General features: G+C 72.3%; 25 protein-coding genes. 13 read left to right on the top strand and 12 right to left on the bottom strand.

All coding sequences use genetic code 11. The annotated features are described in order from the left end of the window. The 7 genes from CBQ26_RS23290 to CBQ26_RS21075 all read right to left on the bottom strand — a co-directional run. Nucleotides 1-119 (bottom strand): IS1 family transposase (locus CBQ26_RS23290; RefSeq protein ID WP_143342238.1); only part of this gene is annotated, 119 nt, incomplete at its 3' end. Nucleotides 120-248: 129 nt separating this feature from the next. After that, a complete protein-coding gene (locus CBQ26_RS21100) occupies nucleotides 249-737 on the bottom strand; it encodes a hypothetical protein (protein ID WP_229844423.1) in 489 nt (162 codons plus the stop codon). Next, a complete protein-coding gene (locus CBQ26_RS21095) occupies nucleotides 734-1,906 on the bottom strand; it encodes a DUF1501 domain-containing protein (RefSeq protein WP_229844422.1) in 1,173 nt (390 codons plus the stop codon). The genes CBQ26_RS21100 and CBQ26_RS21095 overlap by 4 nt, the downstream gene beginning before the upstream one ends. Before the next feature lie 65 nt (nucleotides 1,907-1,971). Then, complete coding sequence (locus CBQ26_RS21090; protein ID WP_088250533.1) at nucleotides 1,972-3,237, bottom strand: DUF1800 domain-containing protein; 1,266 nt, start codon at nucleotides 3,235-3,237, stop codon at nucleotides 1,972-1,974. Nucleotides 3,238-3,282: 45 nt separating this feature from the next. Beyond that, on the bottom strand, nucleotides 3,283-4,065 hold the full coding sequence (locus CBQ26_RS21085) for a transcriptional regulator (protein ID WP_088250532.1): 783 nt from the start codon (nucleotides 4,063-4,065) through the stop codon (nucleotides 3,283-3,285). After that, complete coding sequence (locus CBQ26_RS21080; protein WP_088250531.1) at nucleotides 4,062-4,370, bottom strand: hypothetical protein; 309 nt, start codon at nucleotides 4,368-4,370, stop codon at nucleotides 4,062-4,064. The genes CBQ26_RS21085 and CBQ26_RS21080 overlap by 4 nt, the downstream gene beginning before the upstream one ends. After that, nucleotides 4,363-4,923 (bottom strand): RNA polymerase sigma factor, encoded by a 561-nt coding sequence (locus CBQ26_RS21075; RefSeq protein ID WP_342351793.1) that lies wholly within the window; start codon nucleotides 4,921-4,923, stop codon nucleotides 4,363-4,365. The genes CBQ26_RS21080 and CBQ26_RS21075 overlap by 8 nt, the downstream gene beginning before the upstream one ends. A gap of 85 nt (nucleotides 4,924-5,008) precedes the next feature. On the opposite strand from CBQ26_RS21075, the gene CBQ26_RS21070 reads away from it, so the two are divergent. From CBQ26_RS21070 to CBQ26_RS21045, 6 genes are all read left to right on the top strand, one after another. Beyond that, complete coding sequence (locus tag CBQ26_RS21070; RefSeq protein WP_088250529.1) at nucleotides 5,009-5,671, top strand: metal-dependent transcriptional regulator; 663 nt, start codon at nucleotides 5,009-5,011, stop codon at nucleotides 5,669-5,671. Next, entirely contained in the window at nucleotides 5,668-6,387 is a 720-nt protein-coding gene (locus CBQ26_RS21065) for an adenosylcobinamide-GDP ribazoletransferase (protein WP_229844420.1), read from the top strand. The genes CBQ26_RS21070 and CBQ26_RS21065 overlap by 4 nt, the downstream gene beginning before the upstream one ends. A 3-nt stretch (nucleotides 6,388-6,390) precedes the next feature. Next, nucleotides 6,391-6,963: a histidine phosphatase family protein gene (locus CBQ26_RS21060; protein ID WP_088250528.1), complete on the top strand. Its 573-nt coding sequence runs from the start codon at nucleotides 6,391-6,393 to the stop codon at nucleotides 6,961-6,963. Nucleotides 6,964-6,982: 19 nt separating this feature from the next. Beyond that, nucleotides 6,983-8,050: a nicotinate-nucleotide--dimethylbenzimidazole phosphoribosyltransferase gene (cobT, locus tag CBQ26_RS21055; protein ID WP_088250527.1), complete on the top strand. Its 1,068-nt coding sequence runs from the start codon at nucleotides 6,983-6,985 to the stop codon at nucleotides 8,048-8,050. 631 nt (nucleotides 8,051-8,681) lie between these two features. Beyond that, on the top strand, nucleotides 8,682-8,927 hold the full coding sequence (locus CBQ26_RS21050) for a hypothetical protein (RefSeq protein WP_088250536.1): 246 nt from the start codon (nucleotides 8,682-8,684) through the stop codon (nucleotides 8,925-8,927). Further along, entirely contained in the window at nucleotides 8,924-9,571 is a 648-nt protein-coding gene (locus CBQ26_RS21045; RefSeq protein ID WP_088250526.1) for a phosphoribosylanthranilate isomerase, read from the top strand. The genes CBQ26_RS21050 and CBQ26_RS21045 overlap by 4 nt, the downstream gene beginning before the upstream one ends. Before the next feature lie 269 nt (nucleotides 9,572-9,840). Here CBQ26_RS21045 and CBQ26_RS21040 read toward each other — a convergent pair whose 3' ends face one another. Beyond that, complete coding sequence (locus CBQ26_RS21040; protein WP_088250525.1) at nucleotides 9,841-10,689, bottom strand: metalloenzyme domain protein; 849 nt, start codon at nucleotides 10,687-10,689, stop codon at nucleotides 9,841-9,843. Nucleotides 10,690-10,852: 163 nt separating this feature from the next. Here CBQ26_RS21040 and CBQ26_RS21035 point away from each other — a divergent pair, with 163 nt between their 5' ends. From CBQ26_RS21035 to CBQ26_RS21025, 3 genes are all read left to right on the top strand, one after another. Then, on the top strand, nucleotides 10,853-11,758 hold the full coding sequence (locus CBQ26_RS21035; protein WP_088250524.1) for a nucleotidyltransferase domain-containing protein: 906 nt from the start codon (nucleotides 10,853-10,855) through the stop codon (nucleotides 11,756-11,758). Between the two features lie 89 nt (nucleotides 11,759-11,847). After that, a complete protein-coding gene (locus tag CBQ26_RS21030) occupies nucleotides 11,848-12,621 on the top strand; it encodes a nucleotidyltransferase domain-containing protein (protein WP_229844419.1) in 774 nt (257 codons plus the stop codon). A gap of 67 nt (nucleotides 12,622-12,688) precedes the next feature. Beyond that, entirely contained in the window at nucleotides 12,689-13,930 is a 1,242-nt protein-coding gene (locus tag CBQ26_RS21025; RefSeq protein ID WP_244898112.1) for a metallophosphoesterase, read from the top strand. Nucleotides 13,931-14,013: 83 nt separating this feature from the next. Here CBQ26_RS21025 and CBQ26_RS21020 read toward each other — a convergent pair whose 3' ends face one another. Further along, nucleotides 14,014-14,931 (bottom strand): magnesium transporter CorA family protein, encoded by a 918-nt coding sequence (locus CBQ26_RS21020; RefSeq protein ID WP_088250522.1) that lies wholly within the window; start codon nucleotides 14,929-14,931, stop codon nucleotides 14,014-14,016. 78 nt (nucleotides 14,932-15,009) lie between these two features. On the opposite strand from CBQ26_RS21020, the gene crcB reads away from it, so the two are divergent. Both crcB and xseA read left to right on the top strand, forming a co-directional pair. Then, nucleotides 15,010-15,384: a fluoride efflux transporter CrcB gene (gene crcB, locus CBQ26_RS21015; protein WP_088250521.1), complete on the top strand. Its 375-nt coding sequence runs from the start codon at nucleotides 15,010-15,012 to the stop codon at nucleotides 15,382-15,384. After that, nucleotides 15,381-16,601, top strand: a complete 1,221-nt coding sequence (gene xseA, locus CBQ26_RS21010) for an exodeoxyribonuclease VII large subunit (protein ID WP_088250520.1) — start codon at nucleotides 15,381-15,383, stop codon at nucleotides 16,599-16,601. The genes crcB and xseA overlap by 4 nt, the downstream gene beginning before the upstream one ends. Before the next feature lie 27 nt (nucleotides 16,602-16,628). Here xseA and CBQ26_RS21005 read toward each other — a convergent pair whose 3' ends face one another. Beyond that, the gene (locus CBQ26_RS21005) at nucleotides 16,629-17,495 is read right to left on the bottom strand and encodes a sulfurtransferase (protein ID WP_088250519.1); all 867 of its coding nucleotides are present in this window, start codon (nucleotides 17,493-17,495) and stop codon (nucleotides 16,629-16,631) included. 328 nt (nucleotides 17,496-17,823) lie between these two features. Here CBQ26_RS21005 and der point away from each other — a divergent pair, with 328 nt between their 5' ends. Beyond that, on the top strand, nucleotides 17,824-19,146 hold the full coding sequence (gene der, locus CBQ26_RS21000; RefSeq protein ID WP_088250518.1) for a ribosome biogenesis GTPase Der: 1,323 nt from the start codon (nucleotides 17,824-17,826) through the stop codon (nucleotides 19,144-19,146). A 204-nt stretch (nucleotides 19,147-19,350) separates the two neighbouring features. On the opposite strand, the gene CBQ26_RS20995 is transcribed toward der, so the two are convergent. Then, a complete protein-coding gene (locus CBQ26_RS20995) occupies nucleotides 19,351-21,135 on the bottom strand; it encodes a vanadium-dependent haloperoxidase (RefSeq protein WP_088250517.1) in 1,785 nt (594 codons plus the stop codon). A gap of 134 nt (nucleotides 21,136-21,269) precedes the next feature. Continuing rightward, a complete protein-coding gene (locus CBQ26_RS20990; protein WP_229844418.1) occupies nucleotides 21,270-23,120 on the bottom strand; it encodes a stalk domain-containing protein in 1,851 nt (616 codons plus the stop codon). 250 nt (nucleotides 23,121-23,370) lie between these two features. Between CBQ26_RS20990 and CBQ26_RS20985 the strand changes: the two genes are divergently transcribed. Beyond that, nucleotides 23,371-24,273, top strand: a 903-nt coding sequence (locus CBQ26_RS20985) for an ATP-dependent metallopeptidase FtsH/Yme1/Tma family protein (protein ID WP_143342237.1), incomplete at its 3' end; no start/stop codon positions are given.

Here is a 24,273-nt window from a genome sequence, read left to right as displayed (position 1 = left end):
TGGTGGAGGGTGAACTGGTGGGTGCAGATGCGGCACAGGTAGCGCTGCTTGCCTGTGTGGGCGTGACCGTTTTTGACGATGCGGGCGGCGCCGCACTGCGGACACTCCAGACCGTTCATACTTCATTGAACACCCGTCATGCCTGAGAATCCACGACCCGCCCATGCATAGGGTTGACGATCCCTGCATTCCGGGGTATTCTATTCCTATCAATCGAAAGAAACGCCGCCCGTGAGAGGCGGATTTTTTTATTTGGTCCCGGTGCCCTTCCCGCCGGGCGTGGGCGGGGCGAACTGCGCCGCGCCGCCCGCCGCGTCGAACTCGACCTGAAGGTCGGCCAGGGGTCGCTCCGGGTGGCTGGCCGGGTCGCCGGGCAGGGTCCTGGCGAAGACCTCCAGCGCGTCCGGGTAGCCGTCGCCGTCGGCGTCCCCGCCCGATTCGAGCAGGACCGACAGCGCCTGCGGGAATTTCACGGCGCGGCCCGCCTCCGCCTCGCGGCGGAAGGTCGCCTGGATCGCCTGCCCGAACGGATTCCACGAGCGGCCGCCCGTCTCCTGCTCGTGGCAGTACGCGCAGGACATCACACGGCGGTCCAGGTGCCACAGGTCGTTGCCCTGCGTCAGATGCAGTTGCGGCGCTGCCTGAAGGCGGTACTTCGGGAGGGCCAGCGCCGCGCCGCCCAGCAGGACCGCCAGGGCCAGCGTCACGCGGCGCGCGGCCCCGCTGACGGGCCTCATGCCAGCCAGCCCGGACCGCTGAAGTCGCCGTTCAGGATCTCGCGGGCGTTCAGGCCCAGCCAGCCGCTCAGGGCCTCGGCGTACACGCCCCGGAAGTCCTGCCGGTACTTGATGTCCCCGTCCGACAGGTCCTCCAGGTCCGGGCTGCTGCCGTGAATGCCGCCCCGGACGCCCCTGCCGAGCGCGAACATCACGCTGCCCTTGCCGTGGTCGGTGCCGGCGCTGCCGTTCTCGGCGACGCGCCGCCCGAACTCGGAAAAGCCCATGACGACCACGTTCTCGGCCAGTCCCTGCCGTTCCAGGTCCGCGTGGAACGCCGCGAGGCCCGACGCGAGGGTACCCAGCAGTTCGTCCTGCTCGGCGCGCTGCCCGGCGTGCGTGTCGAAACCGCCCAGCGACACGTACAGCACCCGCTGCCCCACCCCGGCGGCGATCAGGCGGGCCGTGTCGCGCAGCTGCTCCGCGAAGCGTCCTTCCGGGTACGTGGCGCCGGAGCGGTACTTCTGGGCGTTCGCCTGCACGCGCGCCGTGTTCTGCATCATCTGCCGGGTCGCCTGCGTCAGGTACGCCGCCTCGCCGCTCCGGGCGGCGCCCATCATCTGCTCGAACGCGCCGCCCAGCCCCTGCGGCAGCTTCAGCTGAAAGCGGTCGACCGCGTCGATGCTGGGCAGACTGAACTCGCTGGCCCGCAGCGCCTGCGGCGTGGCGGCGCCCACGTTACTGGCGCAGAACGGGTCGCCGATCTGCTCGGCGATCCGCCCGATCCAGCCGTCCGACTGCGCCTGCGAGGGGTCCGCCGTGTGCCAGATCGCCATGCTGGCGAAGTGGCTGCGGTTCGGGTTGGGGTAGCCCACGTTCTCCATCCAGGCGAGGCGGCCGCTGTCCCACAGGCCCATCAGGGGCCGCAGGGCCGGGTGCATGCCCAGGTCCGGCGAGAGGGTCAGCACGTCCTTTCTCGGAATGGCGATGTTGGGCCGCGCGGCGTAGTACGCGCCGTTGCTGTACGGCACCAAAGTGTTCAGGCCGTCGTTCCCGCCGCTCAGCTGGATCACGACCAGGGTCTTGCTGCCGCCGGCCTGCGCGGCGGCGCGCGCCAGGAAGCCGGGCATGCCGGTCGTGGCGGCCGCCGCCAGCGCGGAGAGTTTCAGGAAATCACGTCGGTTCGTCACGGAAAAACCTCCCGGAGGTGTCGGGGGAAGGGTGCGCTGGGGGCGTGGCCCACGCGCCACCCCGGTCACGCCAGCTGGAATTCGGGGCTGATCAGGTGCAGGTACGTCGCCTGTCTGGGGTTGAGGTTCAGGGTCGCGGCGGCCGTGGCGGGGCGTTCCTGCCCGGTCAGCGCCAGCGCCGAGGGCGCGCCGGACAGCGCGGGTGCCTGTCCGCCCAGCGTGAGGGCCGCCGCGACCTGCAGGCGCAGCAGCAGCGTGGTGTCGTTGATCCACTCGCGGCCGCCGTCCCAGCCCTTGACCGTGTCGGGTTGCAGCAGCAGTTGCCCCATGCGCCCGGTCGTCTGCGTGAGGTTCAGCAGCGCCTTCGCCTCCATCCTGGGCTGCCCCAGGGTGCGCAGCGCGCCCACCACGTACTCGACCGGACTGCGGATGATCCGCGCGCGGCTGGCGTAGAAGGCCTCGCTGGACAGCAGTTCCTCCAGCACGGCGCGCACATTGCCGTTCGTGCGGCGCCACGTCTCGGCGCTCCCCTGCACGGCCGCCTCGTCCGGCGTGTCGGCCAGGAACGCGCGGTGCAGCTTGCGGCTCACGAACGCGGCCGTCTGCGGGTGCGAGGTGGCCAGCCGGACCACGTCCTCGCCGCGGAGGTTGCCGCTGTGGCCCAGGTACGTCTTGCGGCCCGCGTCGTGCTGCCGTTCCAGGAACACGAACCGCGACTCCTCCAGGTACTTCTGGTTGCCGCGTCCCCCCTCGAAGGTCCAGCCGGTCAGGGCGCGCGCCCCCTCGCGCACGTCGTCCTCGGAGTAGTGCCCGATGCCGGTCGTGAACAGTTCCAGCAGTTCCCGGCTGAAGTTCTCGTTCGGCCGGCCGCGCCGGTTCTGGTCGTTGTCGAGGTAGCGCAGCATCGCCGGGGACCGCGCGACGTCCAGCGTGAACCGCTCGAAACTGCCGGTCGCGGCGTGCTGGCGCAGCAGCCCCAGGTACCCGGCCAGCGCGGGCGCGTTGCGGACCTTGTCGGTCCCGATCACGAAATGGTTACTCCAGGTCAGGGCCAGTTTCTCGCGCAGCGGGTGCGGGCCGTATACCATCTCAAACAGCCACGCGCCGCGCGTGAGTTGCAGCATCGGGCCCGGCGCGGCCCCCTGCATGGGATCGAAGGGATTGCCGGGCGCGGCGCTCTGATCGAAGGCCAGCGCCTGCCGCGCGACCGTGCGGGCGTCCCGGCCCACCAGGGCGCGGATCTGCGGGTCGGTCGCGCCGAACGCCGTGCGCCGCAGGAAGTGCGCGGCGTCCTCGGCGGTCAGCGGGCGGGACAGGGAAGTCAGGGTCATGGAATCTCCTTGAGGCGGAACAGACAGCGAGCGTGTGGGGGCGCTCTAGGGGTTGGAGTCGCCCGGCCCCGCAAAAGTTCCCAGGGCGTCCGCCGACACCCGCCGCACCCCCGCGAGCGCCCCGCGCAACGTGTCGTCCGGGAGGTTCCCGACCAGCCACACGAACGCGCCGCCCACCCGCCGGGACGCCACGCCGGGCGCACCCCGGACGTCCTGCGGGGCGATCACGAGGGCCAGCACGTTCAGCCCGTCGGTCAGCGTCACCTCGGTCCCGCCGGCCGCGCGTGGCCGCACCCCGACCGGCGTGAACCCCGGCGGGAAGGTCAGGCCCGGCAGGGCGCGGGTCAGGGCGGCGCGCAGGCCGGCCGGCGCAGCCGGAACCGTCAGCGCGACCTTCGCGGGCGCGGCGTTCACCTTCAGGAACGCGGCGCGGCGCACCACCGCGCCGTCCGCGCGGCGTTCCTCGAAAGCCAGCGGGACGTTCCACGCGCGGTCCACCCACAGCGACCAGCGGCCCGCGCCGCCCACCTTCGGCGTCAGGTCGAACCGCACGGCGTCCCGGCCTGCCACGGTCTGCGGCGCGGCCCGGACCACCGTGAAATTCTTCAGCAGCAGCGCCGGACGGACCGGCAGGGCCGGCAGGGCCGCCGCCACGCGGGTGGGCACGGCGCGCGGCGGGAACAGCACCGTCACCTCGGCCTGCCCGCGCGCCGCGAGCGTCCGGGCGCGTTTCAGGGCGGCGATCAGGTCGTCCGCGTCGGTGGCCTGCGCGTGGACCGGCAGACTGACGGCCAGCAGCGCACCGAGCAGCGCAGCGGCGCGCCTCACCAGCCCTCTCCCAGGGCGCTCTGGTAGGCGTCGTAGGCCGCGCTGCTCGGCAGGGCCGGGGCGGGCCGCAGCGCCGTCAGGCCCGCCACGACCGCCGCCGACGCCAGCGCCGCCGACACCCACCCGGCCCGCAGGGTGCGTGCGTGCCGCTGCCGCGCCGCCACCTGCCGCGCGCGGTGGCCGGTCAGGAACCGGGCGGCCGCCCCGTGGTCCTCGGCGGTCAGGGCGCGGGCCTGCGCCAGCAGGGCGTCCAGGTCACGGTCAGGCAGGTCTGGGGCCGGCAGGTCGTTCGGGTGCTCAGTCATGGGGGGTCACTCCGGCGCGGGTCAGCCACGCCCGCAGGGCCGCGCGGCCCCGGTTGATGCGGCTCTTCACGGTGCCGAGTTCCGCGCCGGTCAGCGCGGCGATCTCGGCGTACTCCAGGCCCGACACTTCCCGCAGCGTCACGGCCTCACGCTGCTCGGGCGGCAGGGTCCGCAGCGCCGCCGACAGGTACTCGCGCAGCTGCGTGACCTCGGCCGCGCGGGTCAGGTCCTGCGCCGAGGCGGGTTCCGGCGCGTCCTCCAGCGGCACGTCACGCCGCCGCCCCAGCGTCCTGGCGCAGGCGTTCAGGGTGATGCGGTGCAGCCACGTCCCGAACTGCGCGTCGCCCCGGAAGCCCCGCAGGCCCCGGTGCGCGGCCACGAACACGTCCTGCACGACCTCGTCCGCCGCGCCCGGCCCGACGTTCAGCGCCGCGAGCCGGTGCACGGCCGGGGCGTGCCGGGTCACGAGCACCTCGAAGGCCCGCTCGTCCCGCACGGCCAGCCGAGCGAGTTCCGGGTCAGACAGGGAATCCAGGGCGTCATTCAAGGTCACCTCATACCTTAGAGGCTGCCCGGCCCCGGAAAGTTCCACCCGGCCCGGAAAGTCCCGCCCGGCTGCCCCGGCTACACTGAGCGGCATGACCGCCCGTTCCCTCTCGCCTTCCGCCGAGGATTACCTCAAGCACCTGCTGCGCCTCGGGCAGACGGGCAAGGTCAGCACGCAGGCGCTGGCCGACGCCCTGAACGTGGCGCCCGCCAGCGCCACCGGCATGCTGCGCAAACTGACCGAACAGGGCCTCGTGTCGCACGCGCCGTACCAGGGAGCGCGCCTGACCGCCGAGGGGGAACGGGTCGCGCTGGAAGTCCTGCGCCACCACCGCCTGCTGGAACTGTTCCTGCACCGCGCGCTGGGCGTGCCGCTCGACGAGGTGCACGAGGAGGCCGAGCGGCTCGAACACGCCCTGAGCGAACGCCTGGAGGCCCGCATCGCCGCGTGGCTGGGCGACCCCACCCACGACCCGCACGGCGACCCGATCCCCACCCTGGACGGCGAGGTGCCGGAACGCGCCGAACGCCGCCTGTCGCAGCACGCCGTGGGCGACGAGGTCACCGTGACCCGCATTCCCGACGGGGACGCCGCGCAACTGCGGACCCTGATGCACGTGGGCCTGACGCCCGGCGCGACCCTGGCGGTGCGCGAGGTGGACGCCGCGCTGGGCACCCTGACCGTCTGGATGGACGGCCACACCCTGACCGTGTCGCTGGGCGTCGCCGCGCAGATTCACGTCCAGACCCCGTGATCCGCGATCAAGTGCGGGCGGCGCACCTGGCGCTGACGTTCCTGACGACCCTGCCCTTGCCGCATATCAAGGAGGTGCGCGACGGTGACTTCGCGCGGGCGAGTGCGTACTACCCGCTGGCCGGGTACGCGGTGGGCGGCGTGGTCGCGGCGTTGCTGTGGCTGAACCTGCCCCTGCCGGGCGGCGTGATCGCCGCGCTGGGCGTGGGCGCGTGGCTGCTGCTGACCGGCATGCTGCACTTCGACGGGCTGGTGGACAGCGCCGACGCCCTGTTCGCCATGAAGACGCCCGCCGAGCGGCTGGTGATCCTGCGCGACGTGCACGTGGGTGCGTTCGGACTGGCCACGGGGGGCCTGTACCTGCTGCTGCTCTGGAGTCTGCTGTCCGCCCCGGTTCCGCCGCTGGCCCCGCTGGTGGCGGCGGTCGCCGCGCGGACGCTGCTGCTGATTCCCATGAACACCTACCCGGCGGCGCGCGCCGAGAGCCTGGGCGCCCGCTCGCGCGAGGGCCGCGTGTGGGCCGCGCTGCTGATTGCCGCACCGACCCTGCTGATCCCCGGCGCGTGGGTGGCGTGGCTGGCCGCGCTGGTGGGCGCGCTGCTGGCCGCCGCGTTCAGCGCCCGCCGACTGGGCGGAGGCCTGAACGGCGACACGTACGGCCTGATCGTCGTGACCGCCGAACTAGCCGCCCTGAGCGCGTTCGCCTGGGGCCGCTGAGCCGTGCCAGATGGCCTGACCCTGTGTCTGATCCGTCACGCGCCCACCCTCCCGAACGCGCAGCGCCGCTACCCGCACCCGCACGAGGACGCGCCCCTCACGCCCGCCGGGGAGGCGCTGGCCCGCAGCCTCGACCTGCCCCGGCGCGCGCTGGCGTTCACGTCCCCGCTGGGCCGCGCCCGGCAGACGGCGCGGCTGGCCGGATTCCCGCACGCCGAGGCTGCCCCCGCCCTGGCCGAGGCGAGTTTCGGCGTGATGGCCGGGCACACCTGGGCCGAACTGGAAGCCGCGCACGGCGACGCGCCCCGCGCCTGGATCGAGGCGCTGAGCGACCCCACCAGTCCCCACGGTCCCCCCGGCGGCGACACCGGGCGGGGCTTCCACGCCCGCGTGCAGGCGTGGCTGGACACCCTGCCAGCGGGCGAGGTGGTGGCCTTCACGCACGCCGGGCCGCTGCTGGCCGCGCTGCGCCTGACCGTGAACCTCGCGGCGGTCGCGGCGCCGCCCGGCACGGTCGCCACGCTGCGCCGCGAAGCCGGACACTGGTGGCTGACCGCGCTGCGCCCGCCCGCGTGAACGGGCAGAATGCCCGCTGATGCACCCTGACCTGACGGCCCTCCTGACCGCCATCCAGCCTGCCGACGCCGACACGATGGCCCGCGCACGGGACCGGCAGGCGCTACTGACCAAACCTGCCGGGGCGCTGGGCGACCTGGAAGACCTCGCCGTGCGCCTCGCGGGCGTGCTGGGCAGCGAGTGGCCCGACCCGCGCGGCGTGGCGGTGATCGTCGCTGCCGGGGATCACGGCGTGGCCCGCGCGGGCGTCAGCGCCTACCCGCCCGAGGTGACCCCGGCGATGGTCGCCAACTTCCTGGCGGACACGCCCGCCGGGCCGGGCGGCGCGGCCGTGAACGCGCTGGCGCGGGCGGTGGGCGCGCGGGTGTACGTGATGGACGCCGGGGTGAACGCGGAGTTGCCCGACCACCCGGCGCTGGTCCGCGCGGCCCTGCGCCCGGGCACGCACGACCTGAGCGTGCAGGCGGCCATGAGTGTGGAGGAGGCGCAGTCCATGGTCCTCTCGGGCGCGGCCCTGGCCCGCCGGGCCATCGAGGACGGCGCGGACGTCCTGATTCCCGGTGAGATGGGCATCGGGAACACCACCCCGGCCGCCGCGATCACGGCGCGTCTGCTGGGCCTGGACGCGGCGCAGGTCACGGGACGCGGCACGGGTGTAGACGACGAGCGGCTGGCGCACAAGGTCGCCGTGATCCGCACGGCACTGGAACGTACCCTCACCACCGACCCGCTGGAGGTGCTCGCGGAGTTCGGCGGCTTCGAGATCGCCGCCATGCTGGGCGTCATGCTCCAGGCCGCCGCCATGAAGCGCGCCGTGATCCTCGACGGCTTCGTGGAGGGCAGCGCCGCCCTGATCGGCGTGACCCTCGCCCCGCACCTGCGCGACTACCTGTTCCCCGCCGGACAGTGCGCCGAGATCGGGCACGCGGCGCAACTGACCCACCTGGGCCTGAAGCCCATGTTCCACCTGAACCTCCGCCTGGGCGAGGGCACCGGCGGCGTCCTGGCCGCGCCGATCCTGCTCGGGGCGGCTGCCACCCTGCGCGAGATGCGCACCTTCTCCGAGGCGGGCGTGCCGGGCGCCTGAGGCGAGGTCAGGGCAACTGCCCCCCCGCAGGCGTCCGTCAGATGACGCAGCGGCCCGACTCGGGCCCGGCTACGCTGGGCGGGTGATCCTGTCCCGGCACCGCTGGTCGGCCCTCCGCGCCGTCCTCTCGCCCCGCACGGTGCTGGGAACGGGCCTGGACGCGCTGCTGATCGGGGCGCTGTGCCTGCTGTGGCTCACGCAGCTGTGCTGGGGGCGTCCCGTGATGCGCCTGACCGACGAGTGGGCGAAGTTCATGTTCTTCGTGCCCATCGCGGGATCGGTGGGCGTGGCGGCGTGGTTGTGCAGCCTGGGTCTGGCCGCGTGGCACCGCCCGCTCGGCACGGCTTGCTGGCGCGTGGCGGCCCAGGGGCTGCTGACGGGCACGCTGGTGTCGTTCGTGGCGGGCGCGCTGTACTCACTGGGGGGACTGCCGAGCGCGCCTCTGATCGTCCTGAGTCTGCTGCCCGTCGCCGCCACCATGGCGGTCATGATGGCGGCCATGTCGGGTCTGCTGCCGGTGGCTGGGTTCCTGACGAATCGCAGCGCGGCGTGGGTGCGCCGCCACACGCAGGGGGTGACCTGGAGGCGGCGGTCATGGTGGGCGGCGCGCCGTTCAGCGAGAATGGCGCGCATGAGTGACCGGGAATTGAATTTTGCGAAGGAGATTCTGGGCAGCCGCAGTTACCGGGACGTGCCGGACGACGAGGTGCTGCGCGAGGCCGAGCGGTTGCTGGGTGACTGGATGAGCGGCGAGGCGCGCATGGAACGCCCGAAACTGTACGACCATTACGCGCTGCTGCTGCTGGCCCTGACGCGGCAGGTGCGGGCGCTGGAGTTGCGCGTGAGCGAACTGGAAGCCGCGCGGGGGCCGCAGTGACCGTGCGGGTGAAGGTGTGCGGCACGACCAGCGTGCGCGACGCCGTCCTGAGCGCCGAGGCCGGGGCGGACGCGCTGGGCTTCATCTTCGCGCCGGTCAGTAAGCGGCTGGTGACGCCGCAGGTGGCGCGCGAGGCGGGCCTGAGCGTGGGGCCGGTCGTGGCGCGCGTGGGCGTCTTTCTGGGGCAGGGGCTGGACGAGGTGCTGCGCACGGCGGACTCGGCGCGCGTGAGTGCCGTGCAGCTTCACGGTCCGCTGCGGGGTCTTTACGTGAGGCAGGTCGCCGCGTATTATCCCGTTCTGCGTGTCGTGCGCCCCGCCGATCTGGCGGCGGAAGCGGACATGTGGAGGGACGAGCCCGGCGTGACCCTGATGCTGGACGCCCCGGAACCGGGCGGCGGCGTGCCCCTGGACTGGGCGGCGCTGCGGGACGTGTTCCCGCGTGGGGCGTGGCTGGCGGGCGGACTGGGTCCGGCGAACGTGGCGGCGGCCATGCAGGCCCTGAACCCGGCCGGTGTGGACGCGGTCAGTCGCCTGGAGGCCAGCCCCGGTGTGAAGGATGCGGCCCTGGTTCAGGCGTTCGTGGCCACCGCACGCCCTGGCCAGACCAGAGTTATCCACAGTGAAACGGCCACCTGTGGATAACTTGGGCGAGTGACCGGTTCAACCGGCAGGGCGCGGCATTCTGCGCGTCAGACAGACAAAATGGGGGTCGGGTCAGGTGGACCCCCCTCGGTTATCCACAGGCTTTCCACAGGGGCTGTGGATAAGCCTGTGGATAACTTCGGGAGTTGGAATGCCTCTCGCGGCCGCATCTGAAAAAACCATGACAGCAGGCCCGGAAACCGCCCCCGCCCCCAGCCGCGACGTTCGGAACCCCACCCGGACGCCCCCCTCCGAAAGGGGCCACCCACTCACGGCAGGCCGAACCAGCTGGCCAGCACCTGCCCCGCCTCCACCACGTTCACGGGCGACCCCAGGTTCACGCCGGACCCCGCGAACGGCACGCGCGCCCGCGTGTGTCCCTTCACGCCCAGGTCCTCCAGGTTGCCGTGGTCGCTGCTGACCACCACCCGCGCGCCCGCGTCCAGCAGCCCGGCCAGCAGGGCGTCCACCCGGCGCAGGTACGTGCGGCCCGCCGTCAGCGCGTCCGGCGGGACCGGCTGCGCGCCCGCGTGCCCCAGCAGGTCCCCGAACCACAGGTCAGTGGCGATCAGGTCATGTCCGGCTGCCGCGTCCGCCAGGGCCGCCCCCAGCCGCTCCCAGCCGCCCGCGTTCCCGTCGTCCGGCCAGGGGCGTGCGTACCCCAGGCCCAGCGTCGCCCCCACGAGCGGCACGCCCGGCGGGTTCAGCGGCAGGCCCGCCGCCCGGAACGAGAACGGAAAGCACCCCAGTCGGTTGCGGCCCCCCACCGCCGCCGCCTCGAAGTAAGCCGGAACGTACCCGTTCGCCAGCGCCGCCCGGCCCCCCACCCGAATCAGCCGCACCGGCAGGCTCTGCGCGGCCAGCAGGCGTTGCAGCGTCGGCCCCGGCTGCGGCCCGAAATGCTCACCCATCAGCGCCACGGCGTCCGTACCCGTCAACCAGCAGGCCTGCCCCGTCCCGGACTGCGGCAGGCCCGGCACGCCCAGCGTCGCGTCCAGACACCGGCCCGCATCCACCAGCGGCCGCAGCGCCGGGAGGTCCTGCTCCCACACGCTGCCCGGCGGCGCGTCCAGCGGGTGCCCCACGCCGTCCAGCGCCAGCCACACGATTCCCCTCATGCCCGCGAGGATACGCCCGCTCCCGCCCGCATATCTTGACCGTCCCTGCATACCGCGCTATATTCTTGGACATCACCGCCCGCGAGGCGGTTTTTTTATTGCTCCCTTCGCCTGCGCCGGATGGCGGATGCTGCGACCCCCCGCCACCGGCTAGCGTGCGGGCATGACCCGTGACCTGCCCCCCGGTACCCGCGTGACCCTGCATGCCGCGCAGGGGGACCTGCCGCCGGGCGCGGCGGGCGTGATCGTCGCGCGTGTGATCGTTCCGGGTGGCGGCAGCGTGTACGACGTGCAGTTCGGGGACCGCGTGCGGGCCGTGAACCGCGTGCACCTGAAGGTCGAGCGGGCCGCCCTGGAGGCCCTGCCCCCCATGCGCGGGGACCTGCGGCCGTTCGTGCAGTACGCCTGCGTGATGGGCAGCCGCGCTTTCGGGCTGGACACGGACGCCAGTGACACGGACCTGCGCGGGTTCTACCTGCCGCCCGCCCGCCTGACCTGGGGCCTGAGCGACCCGCCCGAGCAGCTGGAGTTCGCCTCGCCGGGCGGGCCGGGGCCGGGCACCGAGGAGGTGTACTGGGAGGCGCGCAAGTTCGTGCGGCTGGCCCTGAAAGCCAACCCGAACGTGCTGGAGGTGCTGTTCTCGCCCATGCCGGTGCAGGTCACGCCGGTCGCGCGGGCGCTGCTGGACATCCGGGGGGCGTTCCTGAGTCGCCTGATGTACGTCACGTACGGCGAGTACGTCCGCGCGCAGTTCCGCCGCCTCCAGGCAGACCGCGAGCGGCACGGCGAGGTGCGCCCGAAGCACGCCATGCACCTGCTGCGCCTGCTGATCAGCGGCGCGCACGCCCTGCGGACCGGCGAGGTCATGGTGGACGTCGGCCCGCACCGCGAGGAGCTGCTGGCCGTGAAGAGCGGGCACCTGAACTGGGAAGCCACCGAGGCTTGGCGGGAGGAACTGCACCGTGACTTCAAGCAGGCCTTCGCGGAGACGGACCTGCCCGAACGTCCCGACCACGACGCGGCGCAGGACTGGCTGATCGCGGCGCGGCGCGCGGCGCTGGAGTGGTGACCCGCCCCCAGTCGGCCTCCGCCAGGACGCCTACACCCCCGCCGCAGATGGCGGATGCCGCGCCGCCCGCGCGTGCGGGACAGTGAAGCGTGGACACCGTGACCTCCTTCCCGCCTCAGCTGCCCGCCGCTGTGCGGGCGCACCCTTTCCCGCTGGTGTTCGCCACGGTCAGTGGGGCGCACCTGTACGGCTTTCCCAGTCCGGACAGTGACTGGGACCTGCGGGGCGTGCATGTGCTCCCGCTGCGGGAGGTGCTGGGTCTGGAGGACGTGCCGGAGACGTACTCGCTGGAGCGCGACGACGGGGTGGTGGAGCTCGATCTGGTGTCGCATGACGTCCGGAAGTTCGCGCGGCTGCTGCTGACCCGTAATGGGTACGTGCTGGAGCAGTTGCTGTCGCCGCTGGTGGTGTACTCGACGCCGCTGCACGCGGAACTGATCGCGCTGGCCCCCGGCGTGCTGACGCGCGGGCACGCGCACCACTACCTGGGGTTCACGGCGAACCAGTGGCAGCTGCTTGCAAAGGAACCCGTGCCGCGCGTGAAGCCGCTGCTGTACGCCTTCCGCACGGTCCTGACGGGCCTGCACCTGATGCGTGCGGGCGTGATCGAGGCGAACCTGGAGGCGCTGAACGCCGACGTGCGCCTGCCGTTCCTGGCCGACCTGATCACCCTGAAACGCGGTGGGCGCGAGGCCGAGCCCCTGCCGGAACCCCTGAGCACGTACCAGGCCGAGCACGCGCGGCTGGTGCGGGCGCTGGAGGCCGCGCGCAGCACGACCCACCTGCCGGACGCCGTGCCGGAGGGCGTGCGCCGCGCCGTGAGCGAACTGGTGGTGCGGGCGCGGCTGGGCAGTGCTGTCTGATACGGATTCCACCATTCGATCGGAGGCCGTCTGACCTTCCGGCATGGCGTGTGCGAGGATACGGGGCGTGTCCGCCGAGCCCGCCCTGACCGAACTGACGGTTCCCGCCCTGTCCCTGGTCGTGCTGATCGGCGCGCACGGCGCGGGCAAAAGCACCTTTGCCGCGCGGCACTTCGCGCCGGAGGAGGTGTTCGCGCAGGCGGACTACCCGGACGTGCCGTCCCTGCTGACGGCGGCGGGGGAGAGGCTGGCGGCGGGAGGATTGGCGGTGCTGGACGGCCTGTTCGTGCGCCCGGTGGACCGCGTGCCCGTGACGGCACTGGCCCGCGCGCACGACGTGAAGCCCGTGCCGGTGGTGATGGACCTGCCGCGCGCCGTGCTGGAGGCCCGCTCCGCTGCCCCGGCGGACGTGGTGGCGGCGCAGGTGGCCGAGTTGCGCCGCACCCGCCGGGGCCTGCACGCCGAGGGCTTCCGGAACGAGCAGGTGCTGCTCAGTGACGAGCAGGCGCGCACGTTGCCGCTGCGGCGCACGCTCCTGCGCGGGGACCGCCGCGACCTGACCGGCCCCTTCGACGTGATCGGCGACGTGCACGGCTGCCTGCCGGAACTGCGCGACCTGCTGCGCGACCTGGGATACGAACTGAGCGGCGGGGGCGCGCGGCACCCGCAGGGGCGCACGGCGGTGTTCGTGGGGGACCTCGTGGACCGGGGGCCGGACAGTCTGGGTGTCCTGAGGCTCGTCATGGGCATGGTTGCGGGCGGCGCGGCGCTGTGCGTGCCCGGCAACCACGACGAGAAACTCTGCCGCGCGCTGGCCGGGAAGGCCGTGAAGCCCATGCACGGCCTGGACGTCACCCTGACGCAACTGGAACAGGCCGGCCCGGACGTGCAGGCGCAGGTGCGCTCTTTCATCGAGGGACTGCCCACGCAACTGGTGCTGGACGGGGGCGCACTGATCGTCGCGCACGCCGGGCTGCCCGCCCACTACCACGGGCGCGGCGGCGGTCGCGTGCGCAGCTTCGCGCTGTACGGCGACGTGAACGGCCAGCGGGACGAACTGGGCCTCCCCATCCGCCGCGACTGGGCCGCCGATTACCACGGCGCAGCGCTGGTCGTGTACGGCCACACCCCGCACGCCGCGCCCCGCTGGAAGGGCAACACCGTGAACGTGGACACCGGCTGCGCGTTCGGAGGTCACCTGAGCGCCCTGCGCTACCCGGAACGCACCACCCTCAGCGTGCCCGCCCGCGCCGTGTACGCCCCCCCACCCCGCCCCCTGCCTGTGCCGGAAGGGGAGAGTGGATCGTAGGAAGTGGGCGGTGCGTAGCCCTTGACGGGGCCGGAGACGGCCTGCACACGCTGCTGACCATCAACCATCAACCATCCGCCCCGTCACCACCAGCCGCGCCGTTTGAAGTACGCGGCGAGCAGGGCGCCGATCAGCAGGAAGCTCGTCCAGGCGAGTGCGTAGCCGTAGGGGCTTTTGAGTTCCGGCATGAATTCGAAGTTCATGCCCCACACGCCAGCCAGGAAGGTGAGGGGCAGGAAGATCACGCTGACGGCCGTGAGGGTCCGCATGACTTCGTTCATGCGCTGGCTCTGGAGGTTCAGGTGCAGGTCCAGCAGGCTGGTGAGCAGGTCGCGCAGGCCGTCGAGGCGGCCGGCAGCGCGTGTGAACGAGTCCTGCACGTCGCGGTAGCGGACCAGGTCGGCGGGCGTGCAGTTGGCGTGGCGGCCCAGCAGGGCGGTCGCCTCGCGGGCGTCGGTGGCGAGGCGGCGGGCCTGACCGATGCGGTGCTTGAGTTCGAACACGTCCGGCACCGGGTTCTGCCGGTGGTTCTGGAACACGCGTTCTTCCAGGTCGTCCGCCTGTTCTTCCAGGGCGTCGGCAGCCGCGAAGAAGGTGTCGGCGGCGTGGTCGAGCAGTTCGTACGTGACTTCCTGCGGGTTGTTCACGCTGTCGCGGCCGGTCAGGGGCCACACGGCGTTCAGGGCGCGGGTGCCGCCGCTGCTGACGGTCAGCACGGCGTCCGGGAACGTGAAGACGCTCAGGCGTTCCGTGAACTCGTCGGCCTGTTCGGGACGCGCGAAGGAGCGCACGGTGATGAACGAGTGTTCCGGGTACACCTCGGCGCGGCTCCAGTGGCCCTGTTCCAGGGCGTCCTCGACGGCCAGGGGGTTGAGGTTGAACGTTCCCTGGAGGCTGGCGAGTTCCTCGGTCGTGAGGGCCTGCGCGTCCACCCACACGCCGGTTCCCTGTCCCTGCCAGGGCCGGTCCTCGCCGTTGCCCAGCTGCTTGACGCGAATCATGCCGCCCAGCATGGCAGACGCGGCGTGCCGGGGGCGGCGTGACCTGCTGCTCTATGCTGCCCGGATGAGGCTGCGGGCATGAGTGCGTGGGTGTGGGTGATGGCCGGTGGGGCGCTGGGCGCCGCCGCGCGCTACGGCGCCGGGCTGGCGCTGGGGCCGCTGCTGAACCGGGGCGGGCTGCCCGTGACGGTGCTGCTGATCAACGTGCTCGGTTCGTTCCTGCTGGGCCTGACCCTGACCCTGGTGGGCCGGGGCGTCTGGCCGGACGCGGCGCGACTGGCATTCGGGACCGGGGTGCTGGGCGCCTTCACGACCTTCAGCACCTTCAGCGTGGATCTCGACGCCCTGCTGGGGCGCGGGCAGGGCGCGGCCGCGCTGGCCTACGCGCTGCTCAGCGTGACGCTGGGCCTGCTGGCCGCCGTCGCGGGCCGCGTACTGGGGGGCCGCCTGTGACGCGCCGGAAAAAAACGGAACCGGCCCGGCCGCCCGAGCAGTTCCTGGAACTGTCGGAACTGCTGGCGTACGTGGGGCAGGTCATCGCGCGCGGCGTGCCCGGCGCGGTGTGGGTGCGGGCCGAGGTGGCCAGCGTCACGGACCGCCGCCACCTGTACCTGGACCTCGTGCAGGCAGGCGAGGACGGCGAGGTCGCCAAGTGCCGCGCGACGGTGTGGGCGCGGGAACGCTTCAGTCTGGAAGGCAAGTTCCGCCGCGCGACCGGCGGGACCCTCACGGCGGGCCTGAAGGTGCTGCTGTTCGCCGAGGCGACCTTCCACGAGCAGTACGGCTTCTCGCTGAACGTGCTGGACATCGCGCCGGAATTCACGCTGGGCGACGCCGCGCTGCGCCTAGACGCCCTGCGCGAGACGCTGCTGCGCGAGGGCGTGTACGGCCTGAACCGCCTGCACGCCGCGCCCACCGACTTCGACCGCTTCGCCGTGATCGCCCCGGCCGGCGCGGCGGGTCTGGGCGACTTCCGGCGCGAGATCGACCCGCTCCAGGGTGCCGGGGTGCTGCGTCCCGTCTACCTGGAGGCGACCTTCCAGGGCCGCGACGCCGCGCCCAGCCTGCTGCGTGCCGTGCAGGCGGCCGCCGACCTGCACGCCCAGGAGCCGCTGGACGCCCTGGTCGTCATCCGGGGTGGCGGGGCGGTCACGGACCTCGCGTGGCTGAACGACCTGCCGTTCACGCGCGCTCTGGCGACCTTTCCCGCGCCGGTCATCACGGGCCTCGGGCACGCTCGGGACGACACCCTGCCCGACGAGGTCGCGCACACTCGCACCGACACGCCCAGCAAGGCCGCCGCCCTGATCGTCCGCACGGTCGCGGGGGCCGCCGCGCAGGCGCAGGAGGACGCCCGCACTGTCCGCACGCACGCCGCGCAGGTCCTCGTGGACGCCGACGCGGGCGCGCAGTGGGCACTGGACCGCGCCCGCACTGCCGCTGGCCGCCAGGTGGACCGCGCCGCGCAGGACGTGGACGCCCTGATGCGTCAGGCGCTGGGCCTCACCCCGCAGCGCACCCTGGCACGCGGGTACGCCCTCGTGCGCGGCGCGGACGGCCAGCCCGTCACCCGCGCCGCGCAGGTCCGCGCCGGGGACACCCTCACGCTCGAATGGACGGACGGCACCGTCCCGGTCACGGCAGACGACCGCCTGGTACAGGGGGAATGACCACCCTGGCCCAGGTCTGGTCGCCGTTCAGTCCTCCGTGCCCACGGCCACCGGGCGCGCCGGGTCGCTGATCCAGTCGCTCCACGACCCGGCGTACAGGCGGTTGTCCGGGCCGAGTGGCACGCCGGCCAGTTCGCGGGCCAGCAGGTTCGGTGTGGCGCTCACGCCGCTGCCGCAGTACGTGATGGTGGGGGCGTTCCCGGCGTTCAGGTGGACGCCCAGCACCTCGGGGCTGCGCCAGTGGCCCGCGCCGTCCAGTACCCCGCTCCAGTCGCGGTTCACGGCGCCGGGAATGTGCCCGGCCTTCCGGTCAATGGGTTCCACCTCGCCCCGGTAGCGGGCCGGGGCGCGCGAGTCGATCAGCACCGTGCCGGGCGCGCGGGCCTGCACGTCCTGCGCGCCCGCGACCATGCCGGGCTGCACGCGCGGCGTGAAGGTCGTGGGCGCGTGGGCCGCGTCGTCGGTACTGACCGCGCCGCCTGCCGCCTGCCACGCGGGCCAGCCGCCGTTCAGCACGAAGACCTGCGGGTGCCCCAGCCAGCGCAGCAGCCACCACGCCCGCGCCGCGTAGAAGCCCTGCCCGGTGCTGGGGTCGTCGTAGCACACGACCACGCTGTCATTCCCGATGCCCACGCGGCCCAGCCATCCGGCCAGCACGTCCGGGTCCGGGAGTGGGTGGCGGCCGCCCGCGCCGCCGGGCTGCACGGGGCCGCTCAGGTCCGTTTCCAGGTCGGCGTACACGGCGCCCGGAACGTGCCCGGCCAGGAACGCGACGCGGCCCACCAGCGGGTCGCTCAGGGCGTACCGGCAGTCCAGGACGCGCACGCGCGGGTCCTGCGCGTGCTCCAGCAGCCACTCGGCGGTCTTCAGCGGGTGCGGTGGGTGGGAGGTCATGCCCCACAGGCTACACCCGCCACGCGGGACTCAAAACAAAAAACCCGCCTCTCGGGCGGTTATTCCTAGAAGATAGCGCGGAATGCAGCGCCTGTCAAACTCATGCGGGCTGCCGGAAAAAGGCCGTCTGGGACGCCTCCCGGCTGGTCGGGCGACCTGAGGCGCCATGCACCCCGCCCGGTGAATCGTGACGGGCCGTCTGGGCGAGGGGCCGCCAGTCTGTATACTGGAAAGTCTGTGGTCCGGGCCGCCCAGTGGGGGCGGCGGACAATCGGCGGAACCCCCCAGGCGCCCGGGGTGGGACCGACACCGTACAAGGAGCGTCCACATGCATAAAGTCGCCATCGTAGGCCGACCCAACGTCGGCAAATCCAGCCTGTTCAACCGCCTCATCGGCCGCCGCGAGGCCGTCGTGGCCGACCTTCCCGGCGTCACCCGCGACGCCAAGGAAGGCCTGATGCTGCACCAGAACCACCGCATCACCCTGATCGACACCGGCGGCCTCTGGAGCGGCGACGAGTGGGAAGACGCCATCCGCCAGAAAGCCGAGTGGGCCATGGAAGGCGCGCAGGCCGTCATCTTCGTCCTCGACCCCCGCGAGGGCCTGAGCGCCGCCGACTACGAGGTCACCGACTGGCTGCGCCGCCTGGGTAAACCCGTCATCATCGCCGCGAACAAGATGGACAGCCCCAAGCACGAGGTCTACATGGCCGAACTGTGGGGCCTGGGCTTCGGGGAACCCGTCGCCATCAGCGCCGAACACGCCCGCGGCCTCGACGACCTGCTCGACCGCGTCATGGAGCACCTGCCCGAGGACACCGAGGACGTCCCGGAAATCGCGCCCATCCGCATCTCCCTGATCGGCCGCCCGAACGTCGGCAAGAGCAGCCTGCTGAACGCCATCACCCAGACCGACCGCGCCATCGTCGCCGACATGCCCGGCACCACCCGCGACTCCCTGGACGTCGAGTGGGACTACGGGGGTCAGCGCTTCGTGCTCGTCGACACGGCCGGCATCCGCAAGAAGCCCGACACGGCCGTCGAGGACTACGCCATCCAGCGTTCGCAGGCCGCCATCGGCCGCAGCGACCTGATCTGGCTGGTCGTGAACGCCGGGGACCTGGGCGACCACGAACTGAAACTCGCGAACCTCGCGTACGACAGCGGCAAACCCGTGATCGTCATCGTGAACAAGTGGGACCTCGTGCCCGACTCGGACCTCAAGGCCACCGAGAAGGAACTCAACCAGAAACTCCACCACATCAGCTACGCGCCCCGCGTGTACACCAGCGCCATCAACGAGTACGGCATCCACGAGATGCTGGCCGAAGCCATGAAACTCCACGAGAAATGGCAGAGCCGCATCCCCACCAGCGAACTGAACCGCTGGCTGGGCGTCTGGCAGATGCGCCAGAGCGTCCCGAACTTCCACGGCAAGAAACTCAAGATGTACTTCATGACGCAGGTCGAAACCGCGCCCCCCACGTTTGCGATCTTCTGCAACCGCGCCGACTTCGTCACCCGCGCCTACGAGGGCTTCCTGCAGAACCGCATCCGCGAGGACCTGCAACTCGCCGGGATTCCCGTGCGCCTCAAATGGAACGAGAAAGGCCCGTACAAACGCGGCAAGAACGCCGAAAACGACGACTGATACGGATTCCGTTTGTTTCGCCGACAATCCGGAAGTTCACCGGATTGCCAGCTCCACGTCCGGAACCCGTTTCTCTCCTTCTCGCATCCGCTCGGATTGAAAGGACTTTACAGCCCTTTCAATCCGAGTCCGTATGAGTTTCATCATCTGCCCCCGCTCCGGCGGGGGTTTTTCGTTACCAGTCAGCCTTGACCCGTCAGCCGTTCACGGCGCGGCCTCCGGTCGGGGTGCCTGTCCCGTGAAGTACCGGCGGGCCAGGGCCACTGCGTCCAGCCCGACCTGCTGCCCGATGCGCCGCCCGGCGAGGTCGTCGGGTTCGATGTGAATGCCGCCCCAGATGCGGGACTGTCCGGCCTGATCGGCGGCGTCGAAGTACGTGGCCCACTGCAGGCGCACGGGCACGGTGTTGCTGGTCCGGTCGATCAGCAGCGCGCCGGGCCGGACGGTGATCTCGTGCAGGCCGCCGGGGAAGAAGGCGCTGCCGGTCAGGTCGGTCAGGACCTCGGCGGCGGCGCGGCTGAACGTGGAGTGCCCGGACACGAAGCCGGGGAAGGCCGGGCTGACGAAACTGGCCGCCTGGTACGGCACCCAGCGCAGCGGGTCGATCCACTGGACGCCGGCGGCGGCACTCCAGCCGCGTACCATGGCCTTCCCGCCGCGTTCCTCCAGGACGTTGACCTCGTCCTGAAGGCCGCGCATGCCCTGCGTGGCGACGAAGCGGACGAGTGAGATGGGGCGGGCGGTGTCGGTCTGGCGTTTGACGTCCCACGCGGCGATGGCGGCGTCGTGCAGCGCGCCGTTCAGGGCGAGGTACATCTTCAGGTCCCATTCCAGGCGGCCCAGTTCGGGGCCGCGTCCGCCCAGGCGGCGCTGGAAGGTGGGGGCGTCGGCGGCGGCGTTCGCCAGGACGTTCCAGTGGCCGGGGGGCGTCTCGGCGCGCGGGCCGTCCGCCCAGTACTCCGCGATGACCCGGCCGTAATCGGCGAGCCGCACCACGTTCGGCGGGTAGGAGAGGCCGGTGGCGGGGTTCAGGGCGTGCCCGGCGCCGTCGTTGCGGCCCGGCGTGTTGTTGCCCAGCGCGGCCGGGGAGATGTCGGTCGTGGTGCCTGAGCGGTCGTCCAGCTGACTCTGGCGGCGCAGCAGGTCGGGAATCCAGCGGGCGCGCATCTGCGGGTCGTTCAGGCTGGGGGCGGGGCCGGGGTCGTGGTAGTGGCGGCCCCGGCGGGTCATGGCGAAGGGGTTCACGGCGCCCCAGTGGGCGCCCATGTAGGGTTGCGGGCCGCTCTGCGGGATGCCGTTCTGCGTGAACGGCTGGGCCAGCAGCAGGCGCTGCCAGCGGTCCGGGTCGTTCAGGGTGACGCCCGGCTGTTCGGGGCGCAGCGGTTCGTTGCTGAAGCGGTAGCCGCTGGTGTCGGCGTACCCGCCGCGTTCGTTGGAGCCGTCGTCGCGGTTCAGGTCCAGGATCGCCTGCGCGGTGCGGTTGCCGGTGGCGCTGGCCCGGTCGCCCTGCGTGCCGGTGTCCTGGGGGTCCAGGCCCAGGTGCCGCAGGCGGTCGTCGAAGCACGCGCCGAGCGCCGGGACGGTCGCGGTGAAGCGGGCGTTCAGGACGCGGTGCGCGGCGCGGTTCACGGCTTCCTCGACCTGGGCGGGGGTGCCGCTGCGCGGCTCGTTCACGAACACGCCCTGCGCGACCGGGTCGAAGGCGGCCCAGGTGTCGTACATGGCGGCGGACAGGTGGAACAGCGTGCGGGCGTGCACGGTGGGTTGCGGCAGCACGTTGCGGATGGCGTTCAGGGCCAGTTCGTTCCACACGCGCGCCGCCGAGTGGCCCGGCGCCTCGATGGCCGCCCATTCCTGCGTGCTCAGGGGGCAGCTGACGGGCGGGACGGGTGGGGGCGGGCGTGGGCAGCTCGTCAGTCCGGCGCACAGCGCGGCGCCGAGCAGCAGCAGGCGCCGGCGGGCCGGTACGAAGATTAAGGAGGCCTTCATCTGGGTGCAGTGTAGGCGGATTGCCGGTCAGTTGCAGCGCAGACCCTGCCCTGCGGCCCCCCATAGGTGGCCGGCCCCACCCCAGGATTCGGGATGGGGCCGGCGCCGTCTGGCCCGAGCGGCGGGGGGTCAGGTCAGGGCTGGTAGGTCTTGAGCAGCCCGCCGAAGCCGCTGAGGGTCCGGGCGCGGTAGAACACCAGACTGATCGGCAGGTTGCTGCCGCTGCTGGGCACGAAATCGATGTTCAGGCGGTCGCTTTGCGGGCGCCACAGCAGCACCGGCTCGTCGGGTTTCAGGGCGTTGCCGGTGCGGGGCAACTTGATGGTCTGCGTGATCGGGCCGTCCTGCACGTTCATGGCGCCCCGGTACAGGCCGCCGCGCGGGCTGAGGGCCACCGCTGTGCCGGACGCGCCGTTCACTTCCAGGTCGTACAGCACGCCGTAGTTGCCGCTCAGGCGCACGCTCTGGCCGGTCAGGGCGTCCGTGCCGGTCAGCGCCGGATCGACCCGGCCGTCCCCGATCACGATGCGGGCCGGCAGGGCGCTCAGGTTCACGCGCAGGGACCGCACCGCTCCGGGGAAGGTGCCGCGTACGTGCTTGCCGTCCGGACGCAGGTACGGCAGCTGCTGCATGACCTGCGCGGTGGGCGGCAGGGCGTCCTCGAGCATCAGGAACGTCAGTTCCACCCGCCCCGAGGTGATCAGGTCCTGCATGACGTTCACGCCGCTCCCGGCGCTCAGGGTGGGGCTGGCGTACACGGCGGCCGTCTGGCCCGGCAGCAGGTTCAGGACCGTGCCGCCCCCCGACGCGAAGTACTCCAGCAGCGTCACCTGCCCCAGGATGCCCTCGATGCGGGTGGGGGCCGTCTCGCCCAGGCGTTCGCTGCGCACCTCGACCGGGCGGCTCTCCAGGTTGCGGGCCATGACGTACAGCCGCGCGGGGCGGCCCAGGCCGTTCAGGTGGTACGCGAGCAGCCGCGCGCGGCCCGACAGGCTGTCCTGGTACAGCACGCCGCTCTGCGTGGGCACCTCGGGGCTGTCGCTGAACAGCAGCGGGTAACTGGGGCCCTCGGCGGTGGTGGGCGTCGCGGACGGGTACGACAGCACCTGCGGGTCCGCGAAGGAGTCGCCGGGCAGGGCGTACTTCAGGGCGTAGGTCAGGGGCGTGTCGATGGGCGTGCCCTCCACGCGGATGGTCCGCGTGAACGGCTGGCTCTGCAGACCCCGGCTGTTCGTGACGGTCAGGCTGACCGTGTACGTGCCGGGCTGGAAGTACGCGTCCTGACGGCCGGTCCAGCGGCGCGCGGTGATGTCCGCGCCGTCCGGGTCGAAGGGGTACTCGGTGTACACGACCCGCTCGCCCGGCGCGTAGGTGGTCTTGTCGGTACTGAACCGCGCCTGCGGGATCAGGGGGTTCCCGCCGTTGCGCAGGGCGGTCAGCGTGAACGTGCGGCCGTCGTCGGTGCTGAGGTTGGCGTTCAGCGCGTCGGCCAGGGTGCGGGCGCTGACGTACAGCACGCCGCCCAGCGTGGCGACCGTCCCGGCAGGCTGCGGCGTGCCGTTCAGGGACGCGCTGTTCTGGCGGGTATCGACGCTCAGCCGCGCCAGCTGCACCTGACCGGCCGCGCCGGGCAGCGGCTGCCCCAGCAGGGCCGCCGTTTCCCGCAGCGGTAGCATGGTCCGCCCGCCCACCACGCGGGGCGCGGCGAGCAGCGTGGCGGGGTCGCCGTTCACGAAGGTGCCGGTCTGATCGAGCGTGAAGGTCAGCTGCACCGAACCGAACGCGGACGTCACGCCCTGCGCGTGTCCGGTCGTCAGTCCGGCGATCAGGCCGGCCGTGAGCCCCGTCGTGAGCCCCACCGTGACAACGCCGCCCTGCGTGGGCGGCGCCAGCAGGGCCAGCAGGGTCAGCAGGCGCGTTCGTCCGCGTGGGCGCTGGTCCGCAGGGGACCGGGTGGGCAGGGGGAGCAAAGACCGCAGAGGCATCCGCCGAGTATGCCGCCTGATCCTGACGGGCGTCTGTCCCTGGGGGGGCGGCGCGGCGGTCCCTGACCGTACCGTTAAGGAAACACGCAGCCCGCATACCTGCCGGGCAGGCCCCCCCGCCCGGGCCCCTGGCAGGGGAGGGGTGGCCCGCAGCTTTGCTTTCAGTTTCCGGCAGGCGCGGCAGCTTACACTGAACCATGACCGGGGTCGACGCTGGCAGGCAGGCAGGGCAGGGACCGGAGGGCGGCGCGTGAAACGGCCCCCGTGGCTGTGGGGCGCGCTGATCGGCGTGACGCTGCTGCTGATCGTGCTGGGGCTGACGCTGCCGCGCCAGCGCGGCGACGAGCTGAACCTGACGGACTTCACGGCGGCCCTCGGCAGCGGGCAGGTCAGCAGCGCCACCATCCTGTACCAGAACGGCACCGCGCAGCTCAGCGGACAGCTGGAGGACGGCCGCCCGTACCGCACGCGGACCCTGGCGGCCGATCCGGTCCTGAACCTCGCGGCGTTGCAGGCGGCGGGCGTGACCGTGTCGTACGTGGCGCCGTCCCGACTGAACGTGGTGTCGCTGCTGGGCGTGCTGCTGACCGGCGCCCTGATCGTGGGCCTGATCGTGCTGCTGCTGCGCGGCCGTCAGGGCGGCGGCGGGGACGCGGCGGGGACGTTCGGGAAGTCGAAGGCGGCCGTGATCAGCGAGGGCCAGATCAAACTCAACTTCACCGACGTCGCCGGCTGCGACGAGGCCAAGCAGGACCTCCAGGAAGTCGTCGACTTCCTCCGCCACCCCGAGAAGTACCACCAGCTCGGCGCCCGCATCCCCCACGGCGTCTTACTGGTCGGCCCCCCGGGCAGCGGCAAGACCCTCCTGGCCAAGGCCGTCGCCGGTGAGGCCCGCGTTCCCTACTTCAGCATCTCCGGCAGCGACTTCGTGGAGATGTTCGTCGGTGTCGGCGCCGCGAGGGTCCGCGACCTGTTCGAACAGGCCCGCAAGGCCGCCCCCTGCATCGTCTTCATCGATGAGATCGACGCCGTCGGCCGCAAACGCGGCGTGAACATGCAGGGCGGCAACGACGAACGCGAACAGACCCTCAACCAGCTGCTCGTCGAGATGGACGGCTTCTCCAGCGGGCAGGAGGTCATCATCCTGGCCGCC

Source organism: Deinococcus indicus, from assembly GCF_002198095.1.
Lineage (GTDB): Bacteria > Deinococcota > Deinococci > Deinococcales > Deinococcaceae > Deinococcus > Deinococcus caeni.
This window is presented reverse-complemented; position numbering and strand designations above follow the sequence as displayed.

Coding starts and splice junctions, on each gene's coding strand:
- CBQ26_RS21100 (WP_229844423.1), bottom strand. CDS start 737: ATGAGGCCCGTCAGCGGGGCCGCGCGCCGCGTGACGCTGGCCCTGGCG.
- CBQ26_RS21090 (WP_088250533.1), bottom strand. CDS start 3,237: ATGACCCTGACTTCCCTGTCCCGCCCGCTGACCGCCGAGGACGCCGCG.
- CBQ26_RS21080 (WP_088250531.1), bottom strand. CDS start 4,370: ATGACTGAGCACCCGAACGACCTGCCGGCCCCAGACCTGCCTGACCGT.
- CBQ26_RS21070 (WP_088250529.1), top strand. CDS start 5,009: ATGACCGCCCGTTCCCTCTCGCCTTCCGCCGAGGATTACCTCAAGCAC.
- cobT (WP_088250527.1), top strand. CDS start 6,983: ATGCACCCTGACCTGACGGCCCTCCTGACCGCCATCCAGCCTGCCGAC.
- CBQ26_RS21050 (WP_088250536.1), top strand. CDS start 8,682: ATGAGTGACCGGGAATTGAATTTTGCGAAGGAGATTCTGGGCAGCCGC.
- CBQ26_RS21040 (WP_088250525.1), bottom strand. CDS start 10,689: ATGAGGGGAATCGTGTGGCTGGCGCTGGACGGCGTGGGGCACCCGCTG.
- CBQ26_RS21035 (WP_088250524.1), top strand. CDS start 10,853: ATGACCCGTGACCTGCCCCCCGGTACCCGCGTGACCCTGCATGCCGCG.
- CBQ26_RS21020 (WP_088250522.1), bottom strand. CDS start 14,931: ATGATTCGCGTCAAGCAGCTGGGCAACGGCGAGGACCGGCCCTGGCAG.
- crcB (WP_088250521.1), top strand. CDS start 15,010: ATGAGTGCGTGGGTGTGGGTGATGGCCGGTGGGGCGCTGGGCGCCGCC.
- CBQ26_RS21005 (WP_088250519.1), bottom strand. CDS start 17,495: ATGACCTCCCACCCACCGCACCCGCTGAAGACCGCCGAGTGGCTGCTG.
- der (WP_088250518.1), top strand. CDS start 17,824: ATGCATAAAGTCGCCATCGTAGGCCGACCCAACGTCGGCAAATCCAGC.
- CBQ26_RS20995 (WP_088250517.1), bottom strand. CDS start 21,135: ATGAAGGCCTCCTTAATCTTCGTACCGGCCCGCCGGCGCCTGCTGCTG.
- CBQ26_RS20990 (WP_229844418.1), bottom strand. CDS start 23,120: ATGCCTCTGCGGTCTTTGCTCCCCCTGCCCACCCGGTCCCCTGCGGAC.